At 61.3% G+C, this 22480-nt stretch carries 26 protein-coding genes; 17 read left to right on the top strand and 9 right to left on the bottom strand.

Annotation, left to right across the window (positions count from 1 at the left end; all coding sequences use genetic code 11):
• Positions 1-60 precede the first annotated feature (60 nt).
• The 6 genes from pal to ybgC all read right to left on the bottom strand — a co-directional run bounded on the left by pal (position 61) and on the right by ybgC (position 5414).
• Positions 61-594, bottom strand: coding sequence for a peptidoglycan-associated lipoprotein Pal (gene pal / locus EFB14_RS15950; RefSeq protein ID WP_126826888.1), 534 nt, complete (start codon positions 592-594; stop codon positions 61-63).
• A gap of 151 nt (positions 595-745) precedes the next feature.
• The gene (gene tolB / locus EFB14_RS15955) at positions 746-2056 is read right to left on the bottom strand and encodes a Tol-Pal system beta propeller repeat protein TolB (protein WP_126826891.1); all 1311 of its coding nucleotides are present in this window, start codon (positions 2054-2056) and stop codon (positions 746-748) included.
• A gap of 182 nt (positions 2057-2238) precedes the next feature.
• Positions 2239-3378: a hypothetical protein gene (locus EFB14_RS15960; RefSeq protein ID WP_126826894.1), complete on the bottom strand. Its 1140-nt coding sequence runs from the start codon at positions 3376-3378 to the stop codon at positions 2239-2241.
• An 8-nt stretch (positions 3379-3386) separates the two neighbouring features.
• Positions 3387-3839, bottom strand: coding sequence for a protein TolR (gene tolR / locus EFB14_RS15965; protein ID WP_125847139.1), 453 nt, complete (start codon positions 3837-3839; stop codon positions 3387-3389).
• A 17-nt stretch (positions 3840-3856) separates the two neighbouring features.
• A complete protein-coding gene (gene tolQ, locus EFB14_RS15970) occupies positions 3857-4576 on the bottom strand; it encodes a protein TolQ (RefSeq protein WP_125847137.1) in 720 nt (239 codons plus the stop codon).
• A 382-nt stretch (positions 4577-4958) separates the two neighbouring features.
• Positions 4959-5414, bottom strand: coding sequence for a tol-pal system-associated acyl-CoA thioesterase (ybgC, locus tag EFB14_RS15975; protein WP_126826896.1), 456 nt, complete (start codon positions 5412-5414; stop codon positions 4959-4961).
• A gap of 119 nt (positions 5415-5533) precedes the next feature.
• Between ybgC and EFB14_RS15980 the strand changes: the two genes are divergently transcribed.
• From EFB14_RS15980 to EFB14_RS16010, 7 genes are all read left to right on the top strand, one after another.
• Complete coding sequence (locus EFB14_RS15980) at positions 5534-6754, top strand: NAD-dependent epimerase/dehydratase family protein (protein ID WP_126826899.1); 1221 nt, start codon at positions 5534-5536, stop codon at positions 6752-6754.
• A gap of 5 nt (positions 6755-6759) precedes the next feature.
• Positions 6760-7587, top strand: a complete 828-nt coding sequence (locus EFB14_RS15985) for a glycosyltransferase (RefSeq protein ID WP_126827408.1) — start codon at positions 6760-6762, stop codon at positions 7585-7587.
• Positions 7584-8501, top strand: coding sequence for an NAD-dependent epimerase/dehydratase family protein (locus EFB14_RS15990; RefSeq protein WP_126826902.1), 918 nt, complete (start codon positions 7584-7586; stop codon positions 8499-8501). Before EFB14_RS15985 ends, EFB14_RS15990 begins: the two co-directional genes overlap by 4 nt.
• A gap of 58 nt (positions 8502-8559) precedes the next feature.
• A complete protein-coding gene (locus tag EFB14_RS15995) occupies positions 8560-9243 on the top strand; it encodes a hypothetical protein (RefSeq protein ID WP_126826904.1) in 684 nt (227 codons plus the stop codon).
• 108 nt (positions 9244-9351) lie between these two features.
• Entirely contained in the window at positions 9352-9939 is a 588-nt protein-coding gene (locus EFB14_RS16000; RefSeq protein ID WP_126826907.1) for a 5-formyltetrahydrofolate cyclo-ligase, read from the top strand.
• Between the two features lie 3 nt (positions 9940-9942).
• The gene (locus EFB14_RS16005) at positions 9943-10767 is read left to right on the top strand and encodes a TIGR00282 family metallophosphoesterase (RefSeq protein WP_003582125.1); all 825 of its coding nucleotides are present in this window, start codon (positions 9943-9945) and stop codon (positions 10765-10767) included.
• 155 nt (positions 10768-10922) lie between these two features.
• The gene (locus tag EFB14_RS16010) at positions 10923-11768 is read left to right on the top strand and encodes an MBL fold metallo-hydrolase (protein ID WP_126826910.1); all 846 of its coding nucleotides are present in this window, start codon (positions 10923-10925) and stop codon (positions 11766-11768) included.
• Positions 11769-11801: 33 nt separating this feature from the next.
• Here EFB14_RS16010 and EFB14_RS16015 read toward each other — a convergent pair whose 3' ends face one another.
• On the bottom strand, positions 11802-12305 hold the full coding sequence (locus EFB14_RS16015) for a pyridoxamine 5'-phosphate oxidase family protein (protein ID WP_126826913.1): 504 nt from the start codon (positions 12303-12305) through the stop codon (positions 11802-11804).
• 137 nt (positions 12306-12442) lie between these two features.
• On the opposite strand from EFB14_RS16015, the gene EFB14_RS16020 reads away from it, so the two are divergent.
• Both EFB14_RS16020 and EFB14_RS16025 read left to right on the top strand, forming a co-directional pair.
• Positions 12443-12877: a DUF6636 domain-containing protein gene (locus EFB14_RS16020; protein ID WP_126826917.1), complete on the top strand. Its 435-nt coding sequence runs from the start codon at positions 12443-12445 to the stop codon at positions 12875-12877.
• 116 nt (positions 12878-12993) lie between these two features.
• On the top strand, positions 12994-13740 hold the full coding sequence (locus tag EFB14_RS16025) for a YebC/PmpR family DNA-binding transcriptional regulator (protein ID WP_126826920.1): 747 nt from the start codon (positions 12994-12996) through the stop codon (positions 13738-13740).
• Positions 13741-13837: 97 nt separating this feature from the next.
• Here the strand turns inward: EFB14_RS16025 and EFB14_RS16030 are convergent, their stop codons facing one another.
• Complete coding sequence (locus EFB14_RS16030; RefSeq protein WP_126826923.1) at positions 13838-14839, bottom strand: LLM class flavin-dependent oxidoreductase; 1002 nt, start codon at positions 14837-14839, stop codon at positions 13838-13840.
• Between the two features lie 124 nt (positions 14840-14963).
• Complete coding sequence (locus tag EFB14_RS16035; RefSeq protein WP_126826925.1) at positions 14964-17276, bottom strand: methyl-accepting chemotaxis protein; 2313 nt, start codon at positions 17274-17276, stop codon at positions 14964-14966.
• 180 nt (positions 17277-17456) lie between these two features.
• On the opposite strand from EFB14_RS16035, the gene ruvC reads away from it, so the two are divergent.
• From ruvC to EFB14_RS16075, 8 genes are all read left to right on the top strand, one after another.
• Entirely contained in the window at positions 17457-17966 is a 510-nt protein-coding gene (ruvC, locus tag EFB14_RS16040) for a crossover junction endodeoxyribonuclease RuvC (protein ID WP_008533049.1), read from the top strand.
• Between the two features lie 61 nt (positions 17967-18027).
• Positions 18028-18279, top strand: a complete 252-nt coding sequence (locus EFB14_RS16045; protein WP_126826928.1) for an AbrB/MazE/SpoVT family DNA-binding domain-containing protein — start codon at positions 18028-18030, stop codon at positions 18277-18279.
• A 2-nt stretch (positions 18280-18281) separates the two neighbouring features.
• Positions 18282-18695 (top strand): type II toxin-antitoxin system VapC family toxin, encoded by a 414-nt coding sequence (locus tag EFB14_RS16050; protein WP_126826931.1) that lies wholly within the window; start codon positions 18282-18284, stop codon positions 18693-18695.
• Positions 18696-18708: 13 nt separating this feature from the next.
• Positions 18709-19323 carry a Holliday junction branch migration protein RuvA gene (ruvA, locus tag EFB14_RS16055; RefSeq protein WP_126826934.1) on the top strand — a complete coding sequence of 205 codons (615 nt, stop codon included), beginning with the start codon at positions 18709-18711 and terminating at the stop codon, positions 19321-19323.
• 82 nt (positions 19324-19405) lie between these two features.
• Entirely contained in the window at positions 19406-20446 is a 1041-nt protein-coding gene (gene ruvB / locus EFB14_RS16060; RefSeq protein ID WP_125847107.1) for a Holliday junction branch migration DNA helicase RuvB, read from the top strand.
• Complete coding sequence (locus EFB14_RS16065; protein WP_126826937.1) at positions 20447-21349, top strand: metallophosphoesterase; 903 nt, start codon at positions 20447-20449, stop codon at positions 21347-21349. It begins immediately after the preceding gene.
• A gap of 7 nt (positions 21350-21356) precedes the next feature.
• Complete coding sequence (locus EFB14_RS16070; RefSeq protein WP_126826941.1) at positions 21357-21869, top strand: NUDIX hydrolase; 513 nt, start codon at positions 21357-21359, stop codon at positions 21867-21869.
• 38 nt (positions 21870-21907) lie between these two features.
• Positions 21908-22471, top strand: coding sequence for a DinB family protein (locus EFB14_RS16075; protein WP_126826944.1), 564 nt, complete (start codon positions 21908-21910; stop codon positions 22469-22471).
• The last annotated feature ends 9 nt before the right edge of the window (positions 22472-22480 follow it).

The raw sequence follows: 22480 nt of genomic DNA on the forward strand, positions 1-22480 counted from the left end.
TCAAAAAGAAAAGGCGGCCCCGCGGGACCGCCTTTGAAAAAACCGCGCATTGCCTGGAGATTACGAGCCGGCGCCGCCGAGTACGGTGACTGCGCGGCGGTTCTGCGACCAGCAGGAAATATCGTCGCAGACGGCGACCGGACGTTCCTTACCGTAGGAAATCGTCTTCATGCGCTGTGCGGGAACGCCGCGTGAAGCGAGGTAGTCCTTGGCGGCGGAAGCACGGCGGGCGCCGAGCGCCAGGTTGTATTCGCGGGTGCCGCGTTCGTCGGCGTGGCCTTCGACAGTGATCTGGTAGTTCGGATAGCGAGCGAGCCACTGAGCCTGACGGTCGAGCGTTTGGGAGGCATCAGCGCGGATCGACGAGGAGTCGGTATCGAAGAAGATGCGGTCGCCGACATTGACCGTGAAGTCCTGGGCCGAGCCCGGCGTTGCTGCACCGGCGCCAAGGCCTATATCACCGGCGCTGTTCGGCATGCCGCCGTTCTTCTTTGCGCAGCTTGCAAGCGCGAGACCGGCGACAAGCGCGATCATGACGGGGTTGCGGGCGAAATTCTGCATGCGGCTCATTGCCGGGGTGTGAATTCGGCTCATGGCCGGGTCTCCTTGCGATTTCAGGGTTTCCGGACAGTAACCGCACTCGGTTAACCGCCCCTCAAAGTTTATGGTTAACAATTTACTGATTTGTCCCTTAGTCGCCCGGTTTTCATGACTTTGGGGCGACATGAAGGCATTGCTGCGCCTGCTACTCCAGAAGCGGCGACCATGCCGGGTCGGAACCGTAGCTCGGTGTCTTCACAAGCTGCTCGTTATAACCGGTCAGATCGATCGAATAGAGCTGCGGACCGCCCGCGCCTGCCGCCTGGCGGAAGAACATCAACACGCGGCCGTTCGGCGCCCAGGTCGGGCCCTCGTTATGGAAGCCGGTCGTCAGGATGCGTTCGCCCGAACCGTCCGGTTTCATCACGCCGATCGAGAACTTGCCGCCGGCCTGCTTGGTGAAGGCGATCAGATCGCCGCGCGGCGACCAGACCGGCGTCGAATAGGAGCCGTCACCGAAGGAAATGCGGGTCTGGCCCGAGCCGTCGGCATTCATCACATAGATCTGCGGCTTTCCACCGCGGTCGCTTTCGAAGCTGACACGCGCGCCGTCAGGCGAATAGGAGGGAGAGGTGTCGATCGCAGCCGTCGAGGTCAACCGCGTCGTCGTACGCGAGCGCAGGTCCATCGTATAGATGTTGGAATTGCCTTCCTGCTGCAGGCTCATGATCACCTTCTGCCCATCAGGCGAAAAGCGCGGCGAGAAGGTCATGCCCGGGAAATTGCCGACGACTTCGCGCTGCCCGGTTTCGAGCTGCAGCAGATAGACCCGCGGCTGCTGATTGGCAAAGGACATGTAGGTGACTTCCTGCCGGCTCGGCGAGAAGCGCGGCGTCAGCACGAGATCGCTGCCATCCGTCAGCATCCGGATATTGAAACCGTCCTGATCCATGATCGCCAGCTGACGCTTGCGCTGCTGCTTCGTGCCGGATTCGGAGACGAAGACGACGCGGGTGTCGAAATAACCTTCCTCACCGGTGATCTGCTTATAGATCGCGTCGGCGATGATGTGAGCGACGCGGCGCCAGTTCTCCGGCTGCGTATAGAATTGCTGCCCGGTCATCTGCTGGCCGGCGAAGGGATCCCAGAGACGGAATTCGGCGCGAAGACGGCCATCGGCCTCCTGCGTGACGCGACCGGTGACCAGCGCCTGAGCGTTGATGACTTTCCAGTCTTCGAAACGCGGCGCGGCATCCGGGTTGGAGATCTTCTCAATGAAGGCGCTCTTGTTGATCGGCGCGAAAAGGCCGGAGCGCTGCAGGTCGGCGGCGATCACCTGCGAAACCTGCGCGCCCATGTCGCCCTGCAGGAAGTCTGTCACCGCGATCGGCAGCGGCTGGACGTTACCCTTTCGGAGATCGAGGGTGACCAACGCGTTGGCTGGCGTCGCGAAGACGGCAGCGGTCATCAAGCCGACTGTAATCAGAATGGCGCGAAAAAAAGAACACTTAATCATACCAAACAGCCTTTCAGCATCTATGGAGTCGGACCGTCAGCCTTGAAGTTCACTACGACTTCGCTCCAGGCATCGTACTTATCTTTTGGAAGCATCCTAAAAGGAGCTGCGCGAACACCGGCCTCAGCCAGTATCGCGCATACTCCAAAACACTTCGCGAAATGGGACAGCTCCGTCAGCATCTAGATTCCTAGATCGCTCGGATCAAAGTTGAGGACGACCTCATTCCAGACGTCGTACTTGTCCTTCGGAAGCATCGAGAAGGGGGCTGATTTCATAACAGCTCTATAGGCGCCGCTTTCCAATGCACGGCGTGTAGAATCACTGCTGCTACCGCCCGATGACTCGACTTCCGGCTGACCGATGATGTTGCCGTCCTGGTCCAGCCTCATGTGTACCTTAATGATCATTCCCGAAACGCCTTCCATTCCGGGGGTGACAAGCCAGTTGCCCTCGATCAGGCCGCGCATCGCATCTTCTTCGCTCTGGCTGAGCTTGGAGCCACCATTGCTCTTCTTAGCACCGAGCGACGCCTCCTGCGTCGAACGCTTGGCGCCGCCGGCAGAGGGATCGGTCTTGTTCAGCAAGGCTGAAATCTGGTCAGCATTGAAATCGCTTTTCATCGACGAGGCCGATTTCGCCACTTCCTGCTTCTTGTCGGCCTTCTTCTTGTCTGTCGGTTTTTCGGCAGCCTTTGGCTCGTCCGGAGTCTTCTCCGGCGGCTTTTCGGCCGGCTTCTGTGGTTCGGGCGGCTTTACCTGCGGCTTGACGACCGGCGTCGGCACCTTGTCCGGCAATGCTTCTGCGTCCGGCTTCGGCGGCTCTTCAGGCTTGGCCTGCTCTTCCGGCGGTTTCTCTTCCGGCTTCGGCGGCGTCACTTCGACCGGCTTCGGCGGCGGAATGGAAGCGACTTCCTTCGGCTGCTCGACCTCGGTCTCTTCCTTGTTGACTTCCTTGACGTCGTTCGGCTTGGGATCGACCTGCGGCAGCGGCTTCTCGCTCGAATTCGCCGCGGCGGCTTCGCTATTGCTCGGCTTGGCGTTCGGGACCGGCGGCGTCTTCAGATCGGCATTATTGTCGCCGGCATTCTCCGCCGGCTGCGCGATCGGCGGCCGCGTCGTCGGCACAGGCGCGGAAGTCTCCTTCTTCGGAGCCTTCTTGTCGCCCTGCTGCATCTGGGTAATGGATTCCACCGGCACGAGATCGACCGGCATCGCCTCGAAATCCTCCACCTTGAAGGATTCCGGGGCGCTGAGCGACACCATCGCCCAGGCAAGCACCAGGCAGTGCAGAACAGCAGATGTGACGACACTGGCCTTCATTTTGAGCGCTATTGGTCCTTCTTCTGCTGCGTCACGAGGCCGATGTTCTTGAATCCGGCCCCCTGGATGCGAGCCATGACGTCGGCGATGACGCCGTAAGGCGCCGTCGCATCGCCACGCACGAAGATGCGTTCGTTATAACCGGTGGTCGCGATCGCCTCGAGCTTTGCAGCAATTTCCTCGGCCGGGATCGGCGTTTCCTGCAGATAGACTTCGCCGCTGTTCTTGACCGAGATGGTGATCGGCTGCGTCTCGGAATTCAGCGCCTTGGCCTGCGTTTCCGGCAGGTCGATTGGCACGCCGACGGTCATCATCGGTGCCGCGACCATGAAGATGATCAAAAGCACGAGCATGACGTCGACGAGCGGCGTCACGTTGATTTCGGAAATCACGGCCCTATTGCGACCGCCGCGACGGCGGCGTCCGCCACCTCCGCCATTGCCTCCTACAGCCATACCCATGGTCGTCGCTCCGTCGGTTACTGCGCAGCCTGGCGCGGCTGCAACTTCTCATCGATCTGGCGCGAAAGAATGGCGGAGAATTCGTCCGCAAAACCTTCCATGCGCGCCGAGAGCTTGCCGGCGTCGGCGGAGAACTTGTTGTAGGCAATAACGGCCGGGATAGCGGCGACCAGACCGATGGCGGTTGCAAGAAGCGCTTCGGCGATACCGGGCGCCACGACTGCAAGGTTGGTGGACTTCGACCCGGCAATTGCCTGGAACGAGGTCATGATACCGACGACCGTGCCGAAAAGGCCGATGAACGGACCGGCCGAACCGATGGTTGCGAGCGATCCGAGGCGGGCGCCGAGAAATTCGGTTTCACGGGCGAGCGTCACGTCCATCGCGCGGTCGATACGCATCTGCAGGCCGATCGGCGAGCGGGCGCCGCGTTCGAACGACTTCTTCCACTCGCGCATGGCGGCGACGAAGATCGACGCCAGACCCGTATTGTTGCGTTCCGACAGCGAACGGTAGAGTTCTTCCAGCGACTGGCCCGACCAGAAAACCTGCTCGAACTTGTCGAACTGGCGCCGTGCGCGGCCATAAGCCAGATACTTGTCGATGACGATCGCCCACGTCCATACCGAGGCTGCGATGAGCCCGAGCATGACGAGCTTGACGACGATGCCGGCCTGCATGAAAAGCGACCAGAGGCTGACGTCCGTCGTGGCTGCTGCCAATCCTACTTGTTCCATTGATTCAAAATCCCCGAATCCAAACGCCCGGTGCAGGACCGGGCGGCACAAAGTGATCTCGCAAGAAGTGTCTGGCGGCCGCTGCCCAAAGCCCTGGTCAAGCTTCCAAGCTCTTCTTCCGCCTTCTTGCCGTCAAATTTGGTCAAAGGAAGGCGTGCACCGCACAAACTCCGACTTTCCCAGTAAGACACTATTATGGTTAATAGATCGTTAGTGCCGGACTGTGACAGTAAGCCTGCGTTCGGGAGAATTTGTTCCATGGATTACTTGACCGGAGCAAAGACCGGCTGCCGAAAGAGCGTCCATCCTGCGGCGCGGGAATTCCTTCACATAAAACTCAAGTTTTGACAAGCACGTCACTGCGGATTTCAAGCGATTCGGATTACAGCGGTTTGCTGCCTTCCAGGAATTTGATCGCCAGCGTTTCCGGCAGCCGCCTCGGCCGTCCCTTGGCGTTGATGACGGCGATAATCACCTTGGCGACGATCAGCAGCGTCTCGCCCGAGCGAATCTGCTGGTTGAGCACCATCTTGGCGCCGCCGGCCTTTTCCGTGTGCGTCAGGATCGTCAGCACGTCGTCCATCCGCGCCGGGCTCTTGAAGTCGATCTCCATGCGATGAACGACAAAAACCAGCCCCTCCTCGTCGGCGCTGACGAGCTCACGCTGCTCGACGCCGAGGCAGCGCAGATAATCGGTACGGCCGCGCTCGAGGAAATGCAGGTAGCGGGCGTGATAGACCAGGCCGGAGAAATCCGTATCTTCATAATAGACCCGCTGGACGAGGCGGTGTCCGGCCTCCGTCAGCTCTCCCGAAATGGAAAAAGGGCGTTCCGTCATAATTTTCTCCAAACTGAGGTGCCCTCTTTGGCGCAACGCTTACCGACAGGCAAGCGTTGAATGATTGTCATAATTCCTAACTATTCCCGATAATAAGCGACCGATCAGGAGACGATGCGATGAAGATTGCGGTTATGGGCGGAGACGGTTTCATTGGTTGGCCCACCTCGCTCCACCTTTCCGATGCCGGTCACGACATCCATATCCTCGACAATCTCTCGCGCCGCTGGATCGACACCGAACTTGGCGTTCAGTCGCTGACGCCGATGGATTCGATCCAGGAGCGCACCCGCATCTGGCATGCGGAAACCGGACGCCGCATCCACTTCAATCTGATCGATCTCGCCAAGGATTATGAACTCCTGAAGAAGTGGCTTGCCGAAAACCGCCCCGATGCCGTCATCCATTTCGCCGAACAGCGCGCCGCGCCCTATTCGATGAAGAGCGACCGCCACAAGAACTACACTGTGAACAACAATGTCAGCGCCACGCATAACCTCCTGAACGCGCTGACCGAACTCAATCTCGACGCCCACCTCATCCATCTCGGCACCATGGGCGTCTATGGTTACTCGACCGTCGGCGCCGCCATTCCCGAAGGTTATCTGCCCGTCGGCATCGAAACCGCGGGCGGCGAGACGGTCAGCCAGGAGATCCTCTACCCATCCAATCCGGGCTCGATCTACCATATGACCAAGTGCCTGGATCAGCTTCTCTTTCAGTTCTATGCAAAGAACGATGGGCTCAGGATCACCGATCTGCACCAGGGTATCGTCTGGGGCACGCACACCGAGCAGACGCGCCGCCACGCGCAGCTCATCAACCGGTTCGACTATGACGGCGACTACGGCACGGTGCTGAATCGCTTCCTCATCCAGGCGGCAATCGGTTATCCTCTGACGGTACACGGAACCGGCGGCCAGACCCGCGCCTTCATCCACATCCAGGATTCGGTCCGCTGCATCGAGCTGGCGCTGGAGAACCCGCCTGCCCGCGGCGCGCGCGTCGAGATCTTCAATCAGATGACGGAAACCCACCGGGTGCGCGACCTCGCCGAGATGATCGCCAGGATGACCGGCTCCAAGATCGCCTGGCTGCCCAACCCGCGCAAGGAAGCCGCCGAGAACGAACTGATCGTCAGGAACGAAAAGTTCCGCGATCTCGGCCTCGCCCCGATCACCCTGGAAGCAGCCCTGCTCGACGAGATCGTCGATGTGGCGAAGAAATTCGCCTATCGCGTCGATCGCTCGCGCGTGCCGGCCGTTTCCGCCTGGACCAAGGACATCGCCGCGACGATCAATCACGATCCGGAAGGCAAGCGGCTGAAGTCCGTGTCGTGAGCGACATGCCGAGCGCCAGCGGCCGTTTTGCCTACGTCACGCTCGTGACCAATTCCGACTACGCCATGGGCGCGACCGCGCTTGCCCGTTCCCTGCGCCGAACCGGCACTGCGGCCGACGTCGTCGTCCTTCACACCGGCGGCGTCGATGCGGCTGCCCTAGTCCCTCTGAAGGCGCTGGACTGCCGCCTGATCGAGGTCGAGCATCTGCCGCTGTCCGATGTCTTCAACGATCGCCACGCTCGCGGCAGCCTCCATTCCGCGGCTCCTTTTACCAAAGGCCGCAAGCCGGATTTCCATTCGCCGCTCGACAATTTCTGCAAGCTCAGGCTCTGGCAGCTCGTTGACTACGAGCGTTGCGTCTTTATCGACGCCGACGCCCTCGTGCTGAAAAATGTCGACAGGCTCTTTCTTTATCCGGAATTTTCCGCTGCTCCCAATGTCTACGAAAGCCTTGCCGACTTCCATCGCATGAATTCCGGCGTCTTCGTCGCAACACCGTCTGATGACACATTCCGGCGCATGCTTGAGAGGCTCGACAGGCCCAACGCCTTCTGGCGACGCACCGATCAGACGTTTCTCGAGGCTTTCTTCTCGGATTGGCACGGCCTGCCGGTCTATTTCAACATGCTGCAATATGTATGGTTCACCATGCCTGAGCTTTGGGACTGGAAGAGCATTTCGATCCTGCATTACCAGTATGAAAAACCGTGGGAAAAAGATCATCCCAAAGCAGCGCGGCTACAACCCTTGATCGATCTATGGCACCGTTTCCATGATGATGGCGAGGTGCCCGAGATCGCGGCGCTGGCCAATCCGGAAGGGACGGCATGAAAGTATTGGTGTCTGGCGGAACGGGCCTCGTCGGCCGGTATGTCGTCGAGGAGCTGCTGGCCGCCGGATACCAGGTGATCGTCGGCGGACGCCGAGCGCCGCTGCCCCGCCTCTTCTCCCGCCCGGTGGAATTCGCGGCACTTTCGCTTGATCCCGACAAGGATCAGATCGACATCTTCGACGACGCCTATTTCTTCGTCCACGCCGCCTTCAGCCATGTCCCGGGCAAATATCGCGGCGGCGAAGGTGACGATCCCAAGACCTTCCACAGGTTGAACCTCGACGGCACCGTCCAGCTTTTCGAAGCCGCCAAACGCGCCGGCACACGCCGCTGCGTCTTCCTGTCCAGCCGTGCAGCCTACGGCGAGTATCCGCCGGGCACCGAGCTGGCTGAGACAATGCTGGCCGAGCCGGAAACGCTCTACGGCAGGGTGAAGCTCGACGCCGAACGCGCTCTTGCCGACCTCACAGCGCCCGGTTTTGCCGGCGCAAGCCTGAGAGCGACCGGCGTCTACGGCGATCTCTTTCCAAACAAATGGGACGGCCTGATCGCGGATTACCTCTCCGGCCGGCCGGTTGCCGCCCGTGCAGGAACGGAGGTTCATGGCCGCGACCTCGCACGCGCGGTGCGGCTGATGCTGGAAACGGAAAGCACACGCATTTCCGGCGAAGTCTTCAACGTCTCGGATATATCAGTCGACACGAAGGATATCCTTTCGCCCATTCAACGCGCGACGGGCTGTCGACACGCGCTGCCCGCCCCTGCCGACAAGGCAGCGCTCAATCCTATGAGCACGGCAAAAATCGGCGCCCTCGGCTGGGCGCCCGGCGGGGCCTTTCTATTCGAAGAGACGATGCAGCGGCTGGCCGCCGCGCTGCAGCAATCCCCAGGACACAGGTCCACGCAAGGCTGAGATTGCAGGATGCGCCCGAATTGCAATCGGGGGCCCGATTAAAATCGGGAGATTGTCCATGCAGGTCGCAACCACATCTGCTTCTATCATCTTGCGCGGGACGTCTTCGGCGGCGGGTACATCTGCCACGGGAAACGAGGCCGGCCGGGATGTGCTGAGGCTGCAGCGCACCAACCAGGCGCAGCAGCAGATTCGGCAGACCTTGGCGAACTCGGGGGACGAAGCCAAGGCGAAGGCGCAACGCAAGCTCGAAGAGGCAAAGCAGGAGTTGGAGATGCTGAAAAGCTCCAACATGCCTCCCGAGGTGGTCGCGCGCCTGGCCTCCGAACTGGCCCGCAAGGTCGGCACCGCCGCGTCGGAATTCGCATCGTCGGTCGCTACCGGCAGCCCGGCAACCGCCGTTCCGGCGGATGCAACCGCGGATTCGGCGGCTGCAGCCACGAGCAGCACCGATGCTGCGTTGACGGATACCCCGGGAGATACCGGCGCGCCGGAACCGACTGACACCGCTGAGGCTCGCAAGGCCTATGAGAGCGTCGCCGAGGACACTCCTAAATTTTCGGGCATTTCCGCTGATGATCGCGAGGCGATGGAAGGGTTCAAGAGCGCCGTGCGCGAACTCAAGCAACTCCTCGAAAAGGCGATGCGCGAACTGCGCCAGCAGGCCAAGTCCAATCCTGTCCCCGACATGGCAGGTTTCTCCGTCGCCACAACGACGATACCGACAAGCATTGTCGTCTGACGACCCGCGGGCGAGGCGCGAAACGGGCGCGGCACTGTCGCACCCGGCATTGCATCGGCCATCCAGCCGTCTATGCTCGGTCGAACTTTCCCGTACCCGGCAGATCCAATGACCGCTAGAGAATTGAAAGCGCAATTGCGCAACGAACGGCTGTCGGCTCGCGACGCCATCCCCCCCGAGGAGCGCGCCTCGAAAAGCCGTGCAATGGCCGATCACGCCGGCGATGCGGTCGGTTTTGCGCCGGGCACGATCGTCTCGGGCTTCCTGCCGATCCGCTCGGAGGCCGATCTGAGGCCGCTGATGGCGCGTTTTGCGGCGCGCGGCGCGCGGCTCTGCGTGCCGGCGATCCTCGACCGGCAAACCATTGTCTTTCGTGAATTGGCCGAAGGCGCGCCGCTTGTTGCGACCGGCTTCGGCACGGTCGGCCCCGCCGACAACGCCGCCATTCTCGACCCCGAGATTATGCTGGTGCCGCTTTCGGCCTTCGACATTCGCGGCCATCGCATCGGCTACGGCGCCGGCCATTACGATCGCGCTATCGGCCGGCTCAGAGAGAAAGGGCTGCATCCGAAGCTGATCGGCATTGCATTCGACTGCCAGGAAGTGGCACATGTGCCTGATGAGCCGCATGACATAAGCCTGGATGCCATCCTGACAGAAAGCGGCCTTCGCTTTTTTGCCTCTTGGATTGGATAGGGAATGCGACTGCTTTTTTTGGGTGACATGGTCGGCAAGACGGGACGCACCGCGGTCTGGGACCGCCTTCCCGGGCTGATCTCCGACCTCAAGCTCGATTTCGTCGTCGTCAACGGCGAGAACGCCGCCGGCGGCTTCGGCATCACCGAGGACATCTTTCTGGAAACGATCAATGCCGGCGCCGATGTGGTGACCACAGGCAATCACGTCTGGGATCAGAAGGAAGCCGTCGCTTTTGCCGGACGGCACGATCAATTCCTTCGGCCGGCCAATTATCCGCAGGGCACGCCCGGCCGCGGCTCCGGGCTTTTCTATGCCAGGAACGGCGCGCGCGTGCTCGTCGCCAATGTCATGGGCCGGGTCTTCATGCATCCGGAACTCGACGATCCCTTCAAATCGGCGGAAGTGATCCTCGATGCCTGTCCGCTGAAAGAGCAGGCCGATGCGATCATCTTCGATTTCCATGCGGAGGCGACCAGCGAAAAACAGTGCTTCGGCCATTTCGTCGATGGCCGCGCCAGCTTCGTCGTCGGCACCCACACGCATGTGCCGACGGCCGACGCGCAGATCCTGAACGGCGGCACGGCCTATATGTCGGATGCCGGCATGTGCGGCGACTACGACTCCTCGCTCGGCATGGACAAGGAGGAGCCGCTCAACCGCTTCATCTCCAAGATGCCGAAGGGCCGCATGGAAGCGGCGAACGGCCCCGCGACGATCTGCGGCGTCGGCGTGGAGATTTCCGATGCCACGGGATTGGCCGAAAAGATCGCCCCACTCCGGCTCGGGCCACGCCTGGCCGAGACCGTGCCGGAGTTCTGGCGGTAGGCCATCGCGCAGATCAACACGCGATTGTGAGCATCCTCCTCTGGACCGCTGCGACCTCATGCCGCATCCTCACGCCGCCAATTGCAAGTGATCGAGCGTCCTTGGCGCGCCGTTAGGACGCGCGGCGCTCTCAGTGAAAGCGCCGGAGGGATGGCATGACGCCGCGATATCTTGTCCTCGCTATCGCATGCCTTGCTACCTTCGCCGCGCTGGTTCCCGCCACAGCACAGGAACAGCGAACGCCCGTCAGCCAGTGCCAGGCGATCGCGCAAAATCTCCCCAGGGCGACCTTCGCAAGCTTTTCCGGGGCGCCGACGCTGATGCCTGCCGTCTCCGAGGGCGAAGACGTCAAGCTCACCTTCCTCGGCCATTCCACCTTCGAGATCGACACACCCGCCGGGATCGTCATCGCGACAGACTATAACGGCTGGTACAGGCCGGCGACGACACCCGATGTCGTGACCATGAACAAGGCGCACCCGACCCACTTCACCCTGACGCCCGATCCCGGCATCAAGCATGTGCTTCATGGGTGGAGCGACGTTCCGGGCGAGAAGGCCAACGTCAATCTGGTCGTCGGCGACGCCCATATCCGCAACGTCACCACCGATATCCGCTTCAGCTACGGCCTCGGCGGCTCGCAGGAAAACGGCAATTCCATTTTCATTTTCGAGATCGCCGGCCTCTGCATCGGCCATCTCGGCCATCTGCATTACGAGCTGACGGATTCGCACTATACCGAGATCGGTCGCCTCGATGTCGTCATGGTGCCCGTCGACGGCGGCCTCACCATGGGCGCCGACAGCATGAGCCGCGTCATCAAGCGGCTGCGCTCATCGCTGATCCTGCCGATGCACCGCCGCGGTCCGCCGGTCGATGCCTTTCTCGCCATGTTCGGCAAGGATTTCGATGTCGCCTACGCCCCTGACGACAGCATCACGGTCTCCATGCGCACGCTACCGAAGAAGCCGCTGATCTACGTCCTGAAGGGCGTGCGGTAAAAAGGCCCGGCAGTTCCCTCTAGGCTTTGCTCGTTAAGCGAATTGCAGATGACGCTTGATGCCCACATCCGGTATCTTGTCGTCATCGAGGTTGGCCTTGGCGATCTCCCAGCCGAACTTCAGCGTATTGCCGGTGGAAATCCAGATCTCGGCATCGTCGACATGCAGGGAAAGCATGGTGAGCTTGGGATCCTTTTTGCCGCCGTCATACCAGGCCGCCACCACCGAGCTCCAGTATTCCTCGATCTTTGCAGGATCGTGGCGCACGTCGATCACGCCGGCAAGGCAGGCGTGATAATCATGATCCTTGCCGACGACGCAGAAATGCGCGCGGCTGCCGGGCTTGATGGCGCGCACGATGTCGGCATCGGTCTTGGTGTAGAACCAGATCGTGTTGGTGGTAGGATCGGCATGCGGCGCCATCGGCTGCATGTGCATGTCCAGGCCGGAAACGCCGAGCATGCCGGCATGAACATTGTTGACCTGATCCCAAAGCTGACGTGCTGGTTGTTCCCGCGCCTCGCTGAGACTTGCCATGACCGTTCCTTTCCGTTGGAGGGAGTTCGGTTGAAACGCCATCCCACTGCCTTTGTTCCCCGCAGAGGCCGCGGGCGACGTCGTCTTTTCAGCCTGCGAGAATATGCGATAGTGCGCCTGACCAAGAAGGGATCACCATGCGCACAAAACATTCGATTCTGGCTTTGATTTTTTGCACTGCCTTTGCGCCGACAGTCCTTGCGGCCGAAAAGACCTTCAAGCCCGACGAGAATGGTCAAGTCGTCTTCGTCACGCCCACAAGGAATATTGGCTGTGTCTATACGCCAAAGGGCGGCGTCGAAATGTATGTTCCCGAAGACGGTGGTCCGGAGCTTGCCTGCGAGCGCAAAGAGCCGGTCTGGACCCGCCTCATCCTGTCGGCGAGCGGCAAGGCCGATATCTTCAAGATGGTCGGCGATACCGCCTGCTGCAGCGAGGAACATATCCTTAACTATGGCGACAGCTGGAGCGGTGGTCCCTATTCCTGCACCTCCGGCACGGAGGGGCTGCGCTGCCGAAGACGGGACGGACATGGTTTCTTTGCCAGCCGCAAGCGATTGACCGTTGATTGAGACGGGCGGCAGCCCCGCGCATCGTGCGGCAAATCCACCGCTTTTTCCTTGAACGGGTGTCGTTTCGCTCTTATAAGGCGGCCCATTCCGAACAATGAGACGTGAACAGGGGTGCCATGGCTGGCCATTCACAGTTTAAAAACATCATGCACCGCAAGGGCCGTCAGGATGCCGTGCGGTCGAAAATGTTCTCGAAGCTTGCGCGCGAAATTACCGTTGCCGCCAAGGCCGGCCTGCCCGACCCGACGATGAACGCCCGCCTTCGCCTGGCGATCCAGAACGCCAAGGCCCAGTCCATGCCGAAGGACAATATCGACCGCGCCATCAAGAAGGCAGCTGGCGCCGACGGCGAAAACTACGACGAAGTCCGCTACGAAGGCTACGGCCCGGGCGGCACGGCGATCATCGTCGAGGCCCTGACCGACAACCGCAACCGCACCGCCTCCAACGTCCGCTCGATCTTCACCAAGGCCGGCGGCGCTCTCGGCGAAACCGGTTCCGTGTCCTTCTCCTTCGACCATGTCGGCGAAATTACCTACAAGCTTTCCGTCGGCGACGCCGACAAGGTGATGGAAGCCGCGATCGAAGCCGGCGCCGATGACGTCGAGACCGATGAAGACGGCCACTACATCACCTGCGGCTTCGAAGCTCTCGGCGAAGTGTCGAAAGCCCTGGAATCTAGCCTCGGCGAAGCCGAAACCGTCAAAGCCGTCTGGCGCGCCCAGAACAACGTGCCGGTGGACGAGGAAAAGGCCCAGTCGCTGATGAAGCTCATCGACTCTCTCGAAGACGATGACGACGTGCAGAATGTCTATTCCAACTTCGAAGTCTCGGAAGAGGTTCTGGCGAAGCTCTCCGCCTGATTTCTTCAGACCATCGTCAATGGAAAACCCGGCCGCGACGCCGGGTTTCTTGTTTGTGGAAGGATGTATCTTCTGCCGGAGCGCCGGCGGTCAAACCCTACGCGGCAGCCCGCATGAAATTTCCCAGCCCCGCAAACAGTTCCACCGAACGCAGCCGCGCCTCGATGTCATGGATCGGCATCGAGATGATCACCTCGTCGGCCTGCGTTTCCCGTAGAAACCCGGTCAGTTTTGCCTCCGCCGTCTTCGGCGAGCCCACGACGGCATAGCGCAACGTGTGTTCGACGTTCATCTTCTCCATCGGCGACCAGAAGCCCTCCATATCGGCCACCGGACGCGGGAACGGCAGGCGAACATTGCGGCGCAGGTTGACGAACTGCTGCTGGGCGGAGGTGAAATGGAACCGCGCCTCCTCGTCCGTCGCCGCCACCGCGCCCATGACGCCAACCATCACATAGGGCTTGTCGAGTGTCGCCGAGGGCTGGAAACGGTCGCGGTAGATCGCGATGGCATCGAGCAGCATGTCGGGCGCAAAATGCGAGGCGAAGGCATAGGGAAGCCCGAGCATGCCGGCAAGCTGGGCGCTGTAGAGGCTGGAGCCGAGCAGCCAGATCGGGACATGCGAATTGTTGCCCGGCACCGCAAGAATTGCCTGGTTTTCGACCGACTTGTCGAGAAGCTGCTGCAGCTCCACGACATCGTTCGGGAAGCTGTTTGCGCCGGCCTCCAGGTTGCGCCGCAACGCCTGCGCCGTGCGCATGTCGGTTCCCGGCGCGCGCCCGAGACCCAGATCGATGCGGCCGGGGAAAAGCGCCTCCAGCGTGCCGAACTGCTCGGCGATGACGAGCGGCGAATGGTTGGGCAGCATGATGCCGCCGGAGCCGATGCGGATACGCTTGGTGGCGGCCCCAACATGGCCAATGACGACTGCCGTGGCGGCGCTGGCGATCCCCGGCATGCCGTGATGTTCTGCGAGCCAGAAACGTTTGTAGCCGAATTCCTCAGCCTTCTGAGCCATCCGCGCCGAACTCGCGAGAGATTGGCTGACGGTGCTGCCTTCGGCAACGGGGGAAAGGTCGAGTATGGAGAAGGGAACCATGGGAAACCTGCCGGCAGTTGAAGGGTGTGGCTTATGTAGGTTCCCGCCCCCACCATTCCAAACCATGCACGCAAACAAAAAGGGCCGCGCGAACGCGACCCCTACCCGGTGCTGGAAACGAGGTCTACCGGTGACGGCGCAGCACATGCACCTCGGCGCTCGGCGCGTGGCCGTGCGGCAGCGTGAAATTGCCGAGCTGGCGGTCCATCTGCAGTGCTTCCGTTGCCAGCCGGTGGATCGCCTCGGTCGTCTCCTCGACCATCGAGGCGTTCTGCTGCGTCATCGCGTCGAGTTCGGCGACGGCGCTATTGATCTCACGCAGCGTACCGGCCTCCTCGCGGGTCGATTCCATGATCTCGTTGATCTGGCCGTTGATCGCCTCGACATGGGCACCGATACCGGTCAGGGCAATGCCCGCTTTTTCCACAAGCGCCACGCCGCTTTCGACCTCATGGGTCGATTTCTGCAGCAGGCTGGAGATTTCCTTGGCCGCGCTCGACGAGCGCTGGGCCAGTTCGCGGACTTCCATGGCGACGACGGCAAAACCCTTGCCTGATTCACCGGCACGCGCCGCCTCGACGCCGGCATTGAGCGCCAGGAGGTTGGTCTGGAAGGCGATGTCGTCGATGACGGAGATGATCGTGTTGATCTGGCGCGAGGAGGCCTGGATGGCCTCCATCGCCGCGATCGTCTCGCGCATGATCTGTCCGGAGCCGGTCGTTTCCTTCTTGGCGTCCCGGGCAATGCGTTCGGCCTGCTCGGCCCTCTCGATCTGCCGGCGGACGGACTGGGTGATGGCGCTGATCGCATTCGCCGTCTCGGTGATCGAGCCGGCCTGTCGCTCGGTGCGCGCGGCAAGCTCGTCGGCGCCGGTGCGCATCTCCTCGGAGCCGGCGCGCACGGCCATCGAGTTGCCGCCGATCGCCGTCATGGTTTCGCTCAGGGTCGCCAGCGCCTCGTTGAAATTGACGCGCAGGCTTTCAAGCTCGTTCGGGAAGCGGTTATCGATCTGGTAGGCCAGATCGCCGTTCGCCAGATGATGCAGGCCCTCGTCGAGCGCCTCCACCACCTGCTGCAGCGATTTCGCCTCGGCCTCGCGCTCGGCCAGATTCTGCTGGCGGTCGTGCTCGGCCTGCAGGCGCGTCTCCTCGCTGGCCGCTTCGAGTTCGCGGCCTTCGATCAGCGACTGCCGGAAGCGGGCAAGCGCCTTCGCCATCGTGCCGATCTCGTCCTTGCGGTTCAGGCTGCCGATCTCGCTGTCGAGCTTGCCGTCTGCGACATCACGGGTGACGCCGGCAAGACGCGCCAGCGGCGAAAACAGAAGATTGGTCACGAGCCCGGTCGCAACCGCCATGACGACGAGCACGCCGATGCCGATCATCGTCAGCAACATGGCGATCTCGATCGAACCGGCATTGAGCTCGCTCAGGAGCACGCTCTCGACCACGAGAAAGCGATCGCCGCGATAGTCGATGCCGCGGACATAGGCGCGGGCCGCGCCGTCTGCTCGGTTGAAATCGGCAACCGTCATCGCCGAGCTGGCCAACGCATCCTTGATGAAGGTGAAAGGTGCCATATCGAGCGTCGAAAGCTTGCCGCTTCCGTCAAGACCGACGGCGGATCCGTCGGCGGAGACGATCGCCGCCCGTGCCGTGTTGCCCTGAACGATGCCCTTGGCAAGAATGCCGGCGACGATATCGTCTCGCACTTTGAAGAGGATGATGCCCTTGGCCGCTCCGAGCTTGACGATCGGCACGGCATAGAAGATTGCCGATTTGCCGCTGGCCATATCGACGCGAAGGCCGGAGAAACCTGTCGGCGCAGCGTCATCGGTCGCCTTGGCGGTATTCTCGATGGCCTTGGCGAAAGCGATGCCGGCGCCGGTCGCCTTCCAGGCATCCGACTTCAGGTTCTCTGCAAAATCGTCATCCTTCTTGTAAGAATAGAGGACAGTGCCGTCGAGATCGGCGATCAGCAAGTCGCTGAAGGCGGTATCTTCGAGGTCGCGAGCGACTTCGCCCTGCGTCTTTTCATGGTTCGAATAATAGAAGCCGCTCGGCCCTTCCGGCTTCATCAGCTTCTCGCGCTGGTCGGCCGGGTTCGGATTGCCCGATATGAAAACCTTCTTCAGCTCGGCGCGGGCATCGCCCGAGGTCTTCTCGATGGTTTTCCAGCCGCTCTTGAGGCTGGTGATCGACATCTGCAGCGCCTCGATGCGCGCGATCGAATTGGCCTGGTTTTCAAGCTGCGCCAGCTGGTCCTGCAGCATGTCACCGCGGAAGATCAGCACGCTTTCCTTGGCCTTCAGCGCTTGCTCGTCGGAGATGCGGCTGCTGGCGAAATAGGCGAGCACGTCAATGACTGCGATCGACAGCACGGTCATCAGGATGAATGTGGCAATAACCTTGAAGGACAGGGACTGAAATCTCTGAGCCATATGCAACGAACCCTTCTGAACGACGTCTGCCAGCCCGGGCATGTGGCGCATGCCCGATCGACCGAGCTAGAATTCGGACATCTGTTTTAATTCGCAGTAAATGGCGCGCCTAAAACTCAGATGTTTTTGTTTTGTTCACATATCAATGGCAGTTATTTCGCAATCGCTATAGGTTGAACCATGCAAAATACGATTCGCATCATCGGCATCGATCCGGGTCTTCGCCGCACCGGCTGGGGAATCATCGACACGCTTGGCAATTCCCTGCGCTTCGTGGCATCGGGAACGGTGACTTCGGACGGCGACATGGACCTCGCCTCCCGCCTTTGCCAGCTGCATGACGGCCTAGCGGAGATCGTTCACAGCCACAAGCCTGATGAAGCCGCTGTCGAACAGACCTTCGTCAACAAGGATGCGGTCGCGACCCTGAAGCTCGGCCAGGCCCGCGGCATCGCCATGCTGGTGCCGGCACGCGCCGGGCTGCCGGTATCCGAATATGCCCCTAACGCCGTTAAGAAGGCCGTCATCGGCGTCGGCCACGGCGAAAAACAGCAGATCCATATGATGTTGAAGATCCTGATGCCGAAAGTCGAATTCAAGGGCAACGACGCCGCTGACGCCCTGGCGATCGCCATCTGCCATGCCCATAATCGCGGCAGCAACCGGATGCGCCAGGCGCTCGCGGGGTAGTATGTTCTTGACTTGTTCATGCAGTAATGATTATTCTTACCGTATGAACAAGGAGTGAGCTATGCGCGTCACGTCAAAAGGACAGGTGACCATTCCCCGCGATTTGCGCGAACTTGCCGGCATTGAACTCAACAGCGAAGTAATCTTCTCGGTCGAGAATGGAAAGCTGGTTCTCGCACCGAAAAATGGGAAGCAGGAGATTGAGGACCGCGGCAGGCTCGACAGGTTCCTGCAGACTGTCGATCGCTTGCAAGGAACCGGGGACCAGACGATTGATGCTGAAAAGCTCATGTCGCTGACACGTGATCGCTGACGGTGGCAACGCTTCTAGACACCAATGTGCTTGTCGACCTCGCCATACCATCTTCGGAGTGGCATGGTTGGTCTCGACAGCAGGCTTTTCTGGCCTTCAAGAGCGGTCCGGTTTTGATCAATCCGATCATCTATGCCGAGTTTTCCGTCCGCTATAGAGACATTGACGAAGTCGAGCGGCTTTTGCCGCAGGAGGAGTTTCGGCGGGAGAACCTTCCTTGGCCTGCCGCTTTTGCCGCCGCGGCCGCCTTTCGGCTCTATCGTCAATCGGGTGGTGGGCGTGAACGCATATTGCCCGATTTTCTGATTGGGGCGCATGCGGCAATCCGAGGCTATAGGCTCCTGACCCGAGATCCGAAAGGCTATCGCGCCTACTTCCCTTCCGTAGAAATCATCACTCCCGAAACGCACCCCTGAGAGACCACGACCCATGATCGGCAAGCTGAAAGGCACCATAGACGAGATCGGCGAAGACTATGTGCTCGTCGATGTGCACGGCGTCTGCTACGTCGCCTATTGCTCGGCCCGTACGCTGTCCAAACTCGGCTCTGTCGGCGAGGCCTGCGTGCTCTTCATCGAGACCTATGTGCGTGAGGATCAACTGAAGCTCTTCGGCTTCACGAGCGCATTGGAGCGGGAATGGTTCAACATGCTCCAGAGCGTCCAGGGCGTCGGCGCCAAGGTGGCGCTCGCCGTGCTCTCGACGCTGACGCCGGGCGAACTCGCCAATGCGATCGCCCTGCAGGACCGCGCCGCGGTCTCCCGCGCACCGGGCGTCGGGCCGAAAGTGGCGATGCGCCTCGTCACTGAGCTCAAGAACCGAGCGCCGGCCTATGCCGGGGAAGCGATCAATATCGCCCTCAAACAGGAACTCGGTGAAGGTGTCGCGGCCGCGCCTGTCGCCGATGCGGTTTCGGCACTCACCAACCTCGGCTATAGCAGAGATCAGGCAGCGAATGCGGTTGCCGCGGCGATGAAGACGGCAGGAGAAGGCGCCGACAGCGCCAAGCTGATCCGGCTGGGCCTAAAGGAACTGGCGCGGTGAAAGTCGGAAAACCGATGATGGGATGTCGAGGCGGCCGTCTTTTGGTGTATTGGTGTGACAGGTTTCAAAACGGAATGAGAGCATGAGCGAACCCGCCCGCCTGATATCGCCGGAAAAGCGGGGCGAAGATCTCGACATCACCCTGCGCCCGCAATCGCTGGACGAATTCACCGGCCAGGCAGAGGCGCGCGCCAATCTCAAGGTCTTCATCGAGGCGGCAAAGAACCGCGGCGAGGCGCTCGACCATGTGCTCTTCGTCGGCCCGCCCGGCCTCGGCAAAACGACGCTGGCGCAGATCATGGCGAAGGAGCTGGGCGTCAATTTCCGCTCGACCTCAGGCCCCGTGATCGCCAAGGCCGGCGATCTCGCCGCGCTGCTCACCAATCTCGAAGAGCGCGACGTGCTCTTCATCGACGAGATTCACCGCCTCAATCCCGCCGTCGAGGAAATCCTCTATCCCGCCATGGAGGATTTCCAGCTCGACCTCATTATCGGCGAAGGCCCTGCCGCGCGCTCAGTGAAGATCGATCTGTCGAAATTCACGCTGGTTGCGGCCACCACCCGTCTCGGCCTGCTGACGACGCCACTGCGCGACCGCTTCGGCATCCCGGTGCGGCTCAGCTTCTACACCGTCGAGGAGCTGGAACTGATCGTGCGCCGCGGCGCGCGGCTGATGAACCTGCCGATAACCGAAGAAGGTGCGCGCGAGATCGCAAGACGCGCCCGCGGTACCCCCCGCATCGCCGGACGGCTGCTGCGGCGCGTGCGTGATTTCGCCGAGGTGGCAAGGGCCGAAGCCGTCACCCGCGAGATCGCCGACGAGGCGCTGACCCGGCTGCTCGTCGACAATGTCGGTTTCGACCAGCTCGACAAGCGCTACCTCAATATGATTGCCGTCAATTTCGGCGGCGGCCCGGTCGGCATCGAAACCATCGCTGCCGGCCTTTCCGAGCCGCGCGACGCGATCGAGGACATCATCGAGCCCTATATGATTCAGCAGGGTTTCATTCAGCGTACGCCACGCGGCCGCGTTCTGACCGCAATCGCGTGGAAACATCTGGGAATGCAGCCGCCCAAGGATCTGGAGGCGGCGCAGTTCCGGCTGTTCCAGGAGGACGACTGAGTGATCACCCGCCGCGGATTTTTCAAAGTTCTCGGCGGCAGCGTTGCGGGCGTCATGTCGCTCGGCGGCTACGCCTTTGCCTATGAACCCCTCGCGCGGCTCAACATCACTCGCTACCGGCTGACGCCGCCGGGATGGACGCCGGGCCTCAAGCTCCGCGTCGTCGCGCTCGCCGATCTCCATGCTTGCGAACCCTGGATGTCGGCAAGCCGCATTGCCGCGATCTGTCGCAGGGCAAACGAGCTCGAAGGCGACGTGACCGTCCTGCTCGGTGATTATGCCGCCGGCATGAACATGGTGACGCAATACGTGCATTCGAGCCAATGGTCCAAGGCGCTTTCCACCTTGCACGCCCCTCTCGGCGTCCATGCGATCATGGGCAATCACGATTGGTGGGAGGACAGAGCCGCCCAGAAGAACGGCGGGATGGAAACCTTCGGACACCGTGCCCTCGCCGATGTCGGCATCCCCGTTTACGGCAACCGCGCCGTTCGGCTCGAAAAGGACGGACACGGCTTCTGGCTCGCCGGCCTTGAAGATCAGCTGGCGCTGCTGCCCGGCAGGAAATGGGGCCGCACGCAGATCCTCGGCCTTGACGATCTCGATGGAACATTGGCTCAGGTCACCGACGATGCGCCCGTCATCCTGCTTGCCCACGAGCCTGATATCTTTCCGCGCGTGCCCGAGCGGGTCTCGCTGACGCTGTCGGGCCACACCCATGGCGGGCAGATCCGCTTCCTCGGCCGTTCGCCGATCGTGCCCTCGTGTTACGGCAATCGCTACGCCTATGGCCACATCGTCGAAGAGGGGCGTAATATCATTGTATCGGGCGGCCTCGGCTGCTCCATTGCGCCGGTCCGCTTCGGCGTGCCGCCGGAAATCGTCGTGATCGATCTTGGATAAGAATGACATGACCAAGCGCACTCACATCCGCCTGACTGCGGGCGCTGCGCGTTTCAACCACCGCATCGCCGGTCTCGGCTTTCGCGACGGCCACGTGCTCGTTCATCGCGCCGTGCACGAGCCCTTCTGGACCTTTCCAGGCGGCACGGCCGAAATCGGCGAAACGTCGGAGGAGACGTTGAAACGGGAGATGGTGGAGGAACTCGGCGTCGAAGTCACCGTCACCCGCCTGCTCTGGATCGTCGAGAATTTTTTCCACTACGAACAGCGCGACTGGCACGAGCTCGGCCTCTATTATCTGATGGAGATCCCGCCGGAATTCCCCTTCCGGCCGGAAGAGATCATCCACCGCGTCGAAGACGGCGACAATCATCTCGAATTCAAATGGATGCCGGCGACGCGCAAGGCCCTGACCGAACTCGATATCCCGCCCTATTTCATCGCCGATGAAATCGAGGCCCTGCCCGCGACGCCACGTCATCTCGTCTGGCGCGACGGCAATCTCGACGACAAGAACTGACGCAGGCAAGTCCAACAGCGCGAAGAGGAGATGCGCCGATGCCGAGCTTCGATCCCGTCAGGGCATTTCGCAAACTCGCCTATAACAATGCCCTTGCCAACCACCGTCTGCTTCAGGCCTGCGCGGCATTGAAGCCCGGCGAATTCGAAGCGCAGCGCACGAGCTTCTTCCCCTCGATCAAGGAAACCTTGAACCACATCATCACGGTCGACTGGTTCTATGTCGATGGCATGGAAGGCGGCACGCTCGGGCTCAAGGCCTTCGAGATCGACGAACCCTTTGATGATGTCGCATCGCTGGCGCAAGCGCAGGCAAAGGTCGATCAGCGCCTGGTTGCGCTATGCGAGGCGCTGGCGCCGGAAAGGCTGATCTCCATCGTCAGCCTCCACCGTGGCGACCGCATCCAGGAGGAACGGCTGGAAGACGTGCTCGCCCATCTCTTCCAGCATCAGACGCATCATCGCGGCCAAGTGCATGCGATGCTTGCCGGCACCAGCGTCGCGCCGCCGCAGCTCGACGAATTCATCGTCGCCGACGATGCGCGGTTTCGCGGCAGGGAAGTCGCGGAGCTCGGCTGGAGCGAAGAAAAGCTGATGCGGTAGCACATAACC

It is taken from the genome of Rhizobium fabae (assembly GCF_003985135.1).
In the GTDB taxonomy this organism is placed as follows: Bacteria; Pseudomonadota; Alphaproteobacteria; order Rhizobiales; family Rhizobiaceae; genus Rhizobium; species Rhizobium pisi.

Coding starts and splice junctions, on each gene's coding strand:
- pal (WP_126826888.1), bottom strand. CDS start 594: ATGAGCCGAATTCACACCCCGGCAATGAGCCGCATGCAGAATTTCGCC.
- tolB (WP_126826891.1), bottom strand. CDS start 2,056: ATGATTAAGTGTTCTTTTTTTCGCGCCATTCTGATTACAGTCGGCTTG.
- EFB14_RS15960 (WP_126826894.1), bottom strand. CDS start 3,378: ATGAAGGCCAGTGTCGTCACATCTGCTGTTCTGCACTGCCTGGTGCTT.
- tolR (WP_125847139.1), bottom strand. CDS start 3,839: ATGGGTATGGCTGTAGGAGGCAATGGCGGAGGTGGCGGACGCCGCCGT.
- tolQ (WP_125847137.1), bottom strand. CDS start 4,576: ATGGAACAAGTAGGATTGGCAGCAGCCACGACGGACGTCAGCCTCTGG.
- ybgC (WP_126826896.1), bottom strand. CDS start 5,414: ATGACGGAACGCCCTTTTTCCATTTCGGGAGAGCTGACGGAGGCCGGA.
- EFB14_RS15980 (WP_126826899.1), top strand. CDS start 5,534: ATGAAGATTGCGGTTATGGGCGGAGACGGTTTCATTGGTTGGCCCACC.
- EFB14_RS15985 (WP_126827408.1), top strand. CDS start 6,760: ATGCCGAGCGCCAGCGGCCGTTTTGCCTACGTCACGCTCGTGACCAAT.
- EFB14_RS15990 (WP_126826902.1), top strand. CDS start 7,584: ATGAAAGTATTGGTGTCTGGCGGAACGGGCCTCGTCGGCCGGTATGTC.
- EFB14_RS15995 (WP_126826904.1), top strand. CDS start 8,560: ATGCAGGTCGCAACCACATCTGCTTCTATCATCTTGCGCGGGACGTCT.
- EFB14_RS16000 (WP_126826907.1), top strand. CDS start 9,352: ATGACCGCTAGAGAATTGAAAGCGCAATTGCGCAACGAACGGCTGTCG.
- EFB14_RS16005 (WP_003582125.1), top strand. CDS start 9,943: ATGCGACTGCTTTTTTTGGGTGACATGGTCGGCAAGACGGGACGCACC.
- EFB14_RS16010 (WP_126826910.1), top strand. CDS start 10,923: ATGACGCCGCGATATCTTGTCCTCGCTATCGCATGCCTTGCTACCTTC.
- EFB14_RS16015 (WP_126826913.1), bottom strand. CDS start 12,305: ATGGCAAGTCTCAGCGAGGCGCGGGAACAACCAGCACGTCAGCTTTGG.
- EFB14_RS16020 (WP_126826917.1), top strand. CDS start 12,443: ATGCGCACAAAACATTCGATTCTGGCTTTGATTTTTTGCACTGCCTTT.
- EFB14_RS16025 (WP_126826920.1), top strand. CDS start 12,994: ATGGCTGGCCATTCACAGTTTAAAAACATCATGCACCGCAAGGGCCGT.
- EFB14_RS16030 (WP_126826923.1), bottom strand. CDS start 14,839: ATGGTTCCCTTCTCCATACTCGACCTTTCCCCCGTTGCCGAAGGCAGC.
- EFB14_RS16035 (WP_126826925.1), bottom strand. CDS start 17,276: ATGGCTCAGAGATTTCAGTCCCTGTCCTTCAAGGTTATTGCCACATTC.
- ruvC (WP_008533049.1), top strand. CDS start 17,457: ATGCAAAATACGATTCGCATCATCGGCATCGATCCGGGTCTTCGCCGC.
- EFB14_RS16045 (WP_126826928.1), top strand. CDS start 18,028: ATGCGCGTCACGTCAAAAGGACAGGTGACCATTCCCCGCGATTTGCGC.
- ruvA (WP_126826934.1), top strand. CDS start 18,709: ATGATCGGCAAGCTGAAAGGCACCATAGACGAGATCGGCGAAGACTAT.
- ruvB (WP_125847107.1), top strand. CDS start 19,406: ATGAGCGAACCCGCCCGCCTGATATCGCCGGAAAAGCGGGGCGAAGAT.
- EFB14_RS16070 (WP_126826941.1), top strand. CDS start 21,357: ATGACCAAGCGCACTCACATCCGCCTGACTGCGGGCGCTGCGCGTTTC.
- EFB14_RS16075 (WP_126826944.1), top strand. CDS start 21,908: ATGCCGAGCTTCGATCCCGTCAGGGCATTTCGCAAACTCGCCTATAAC.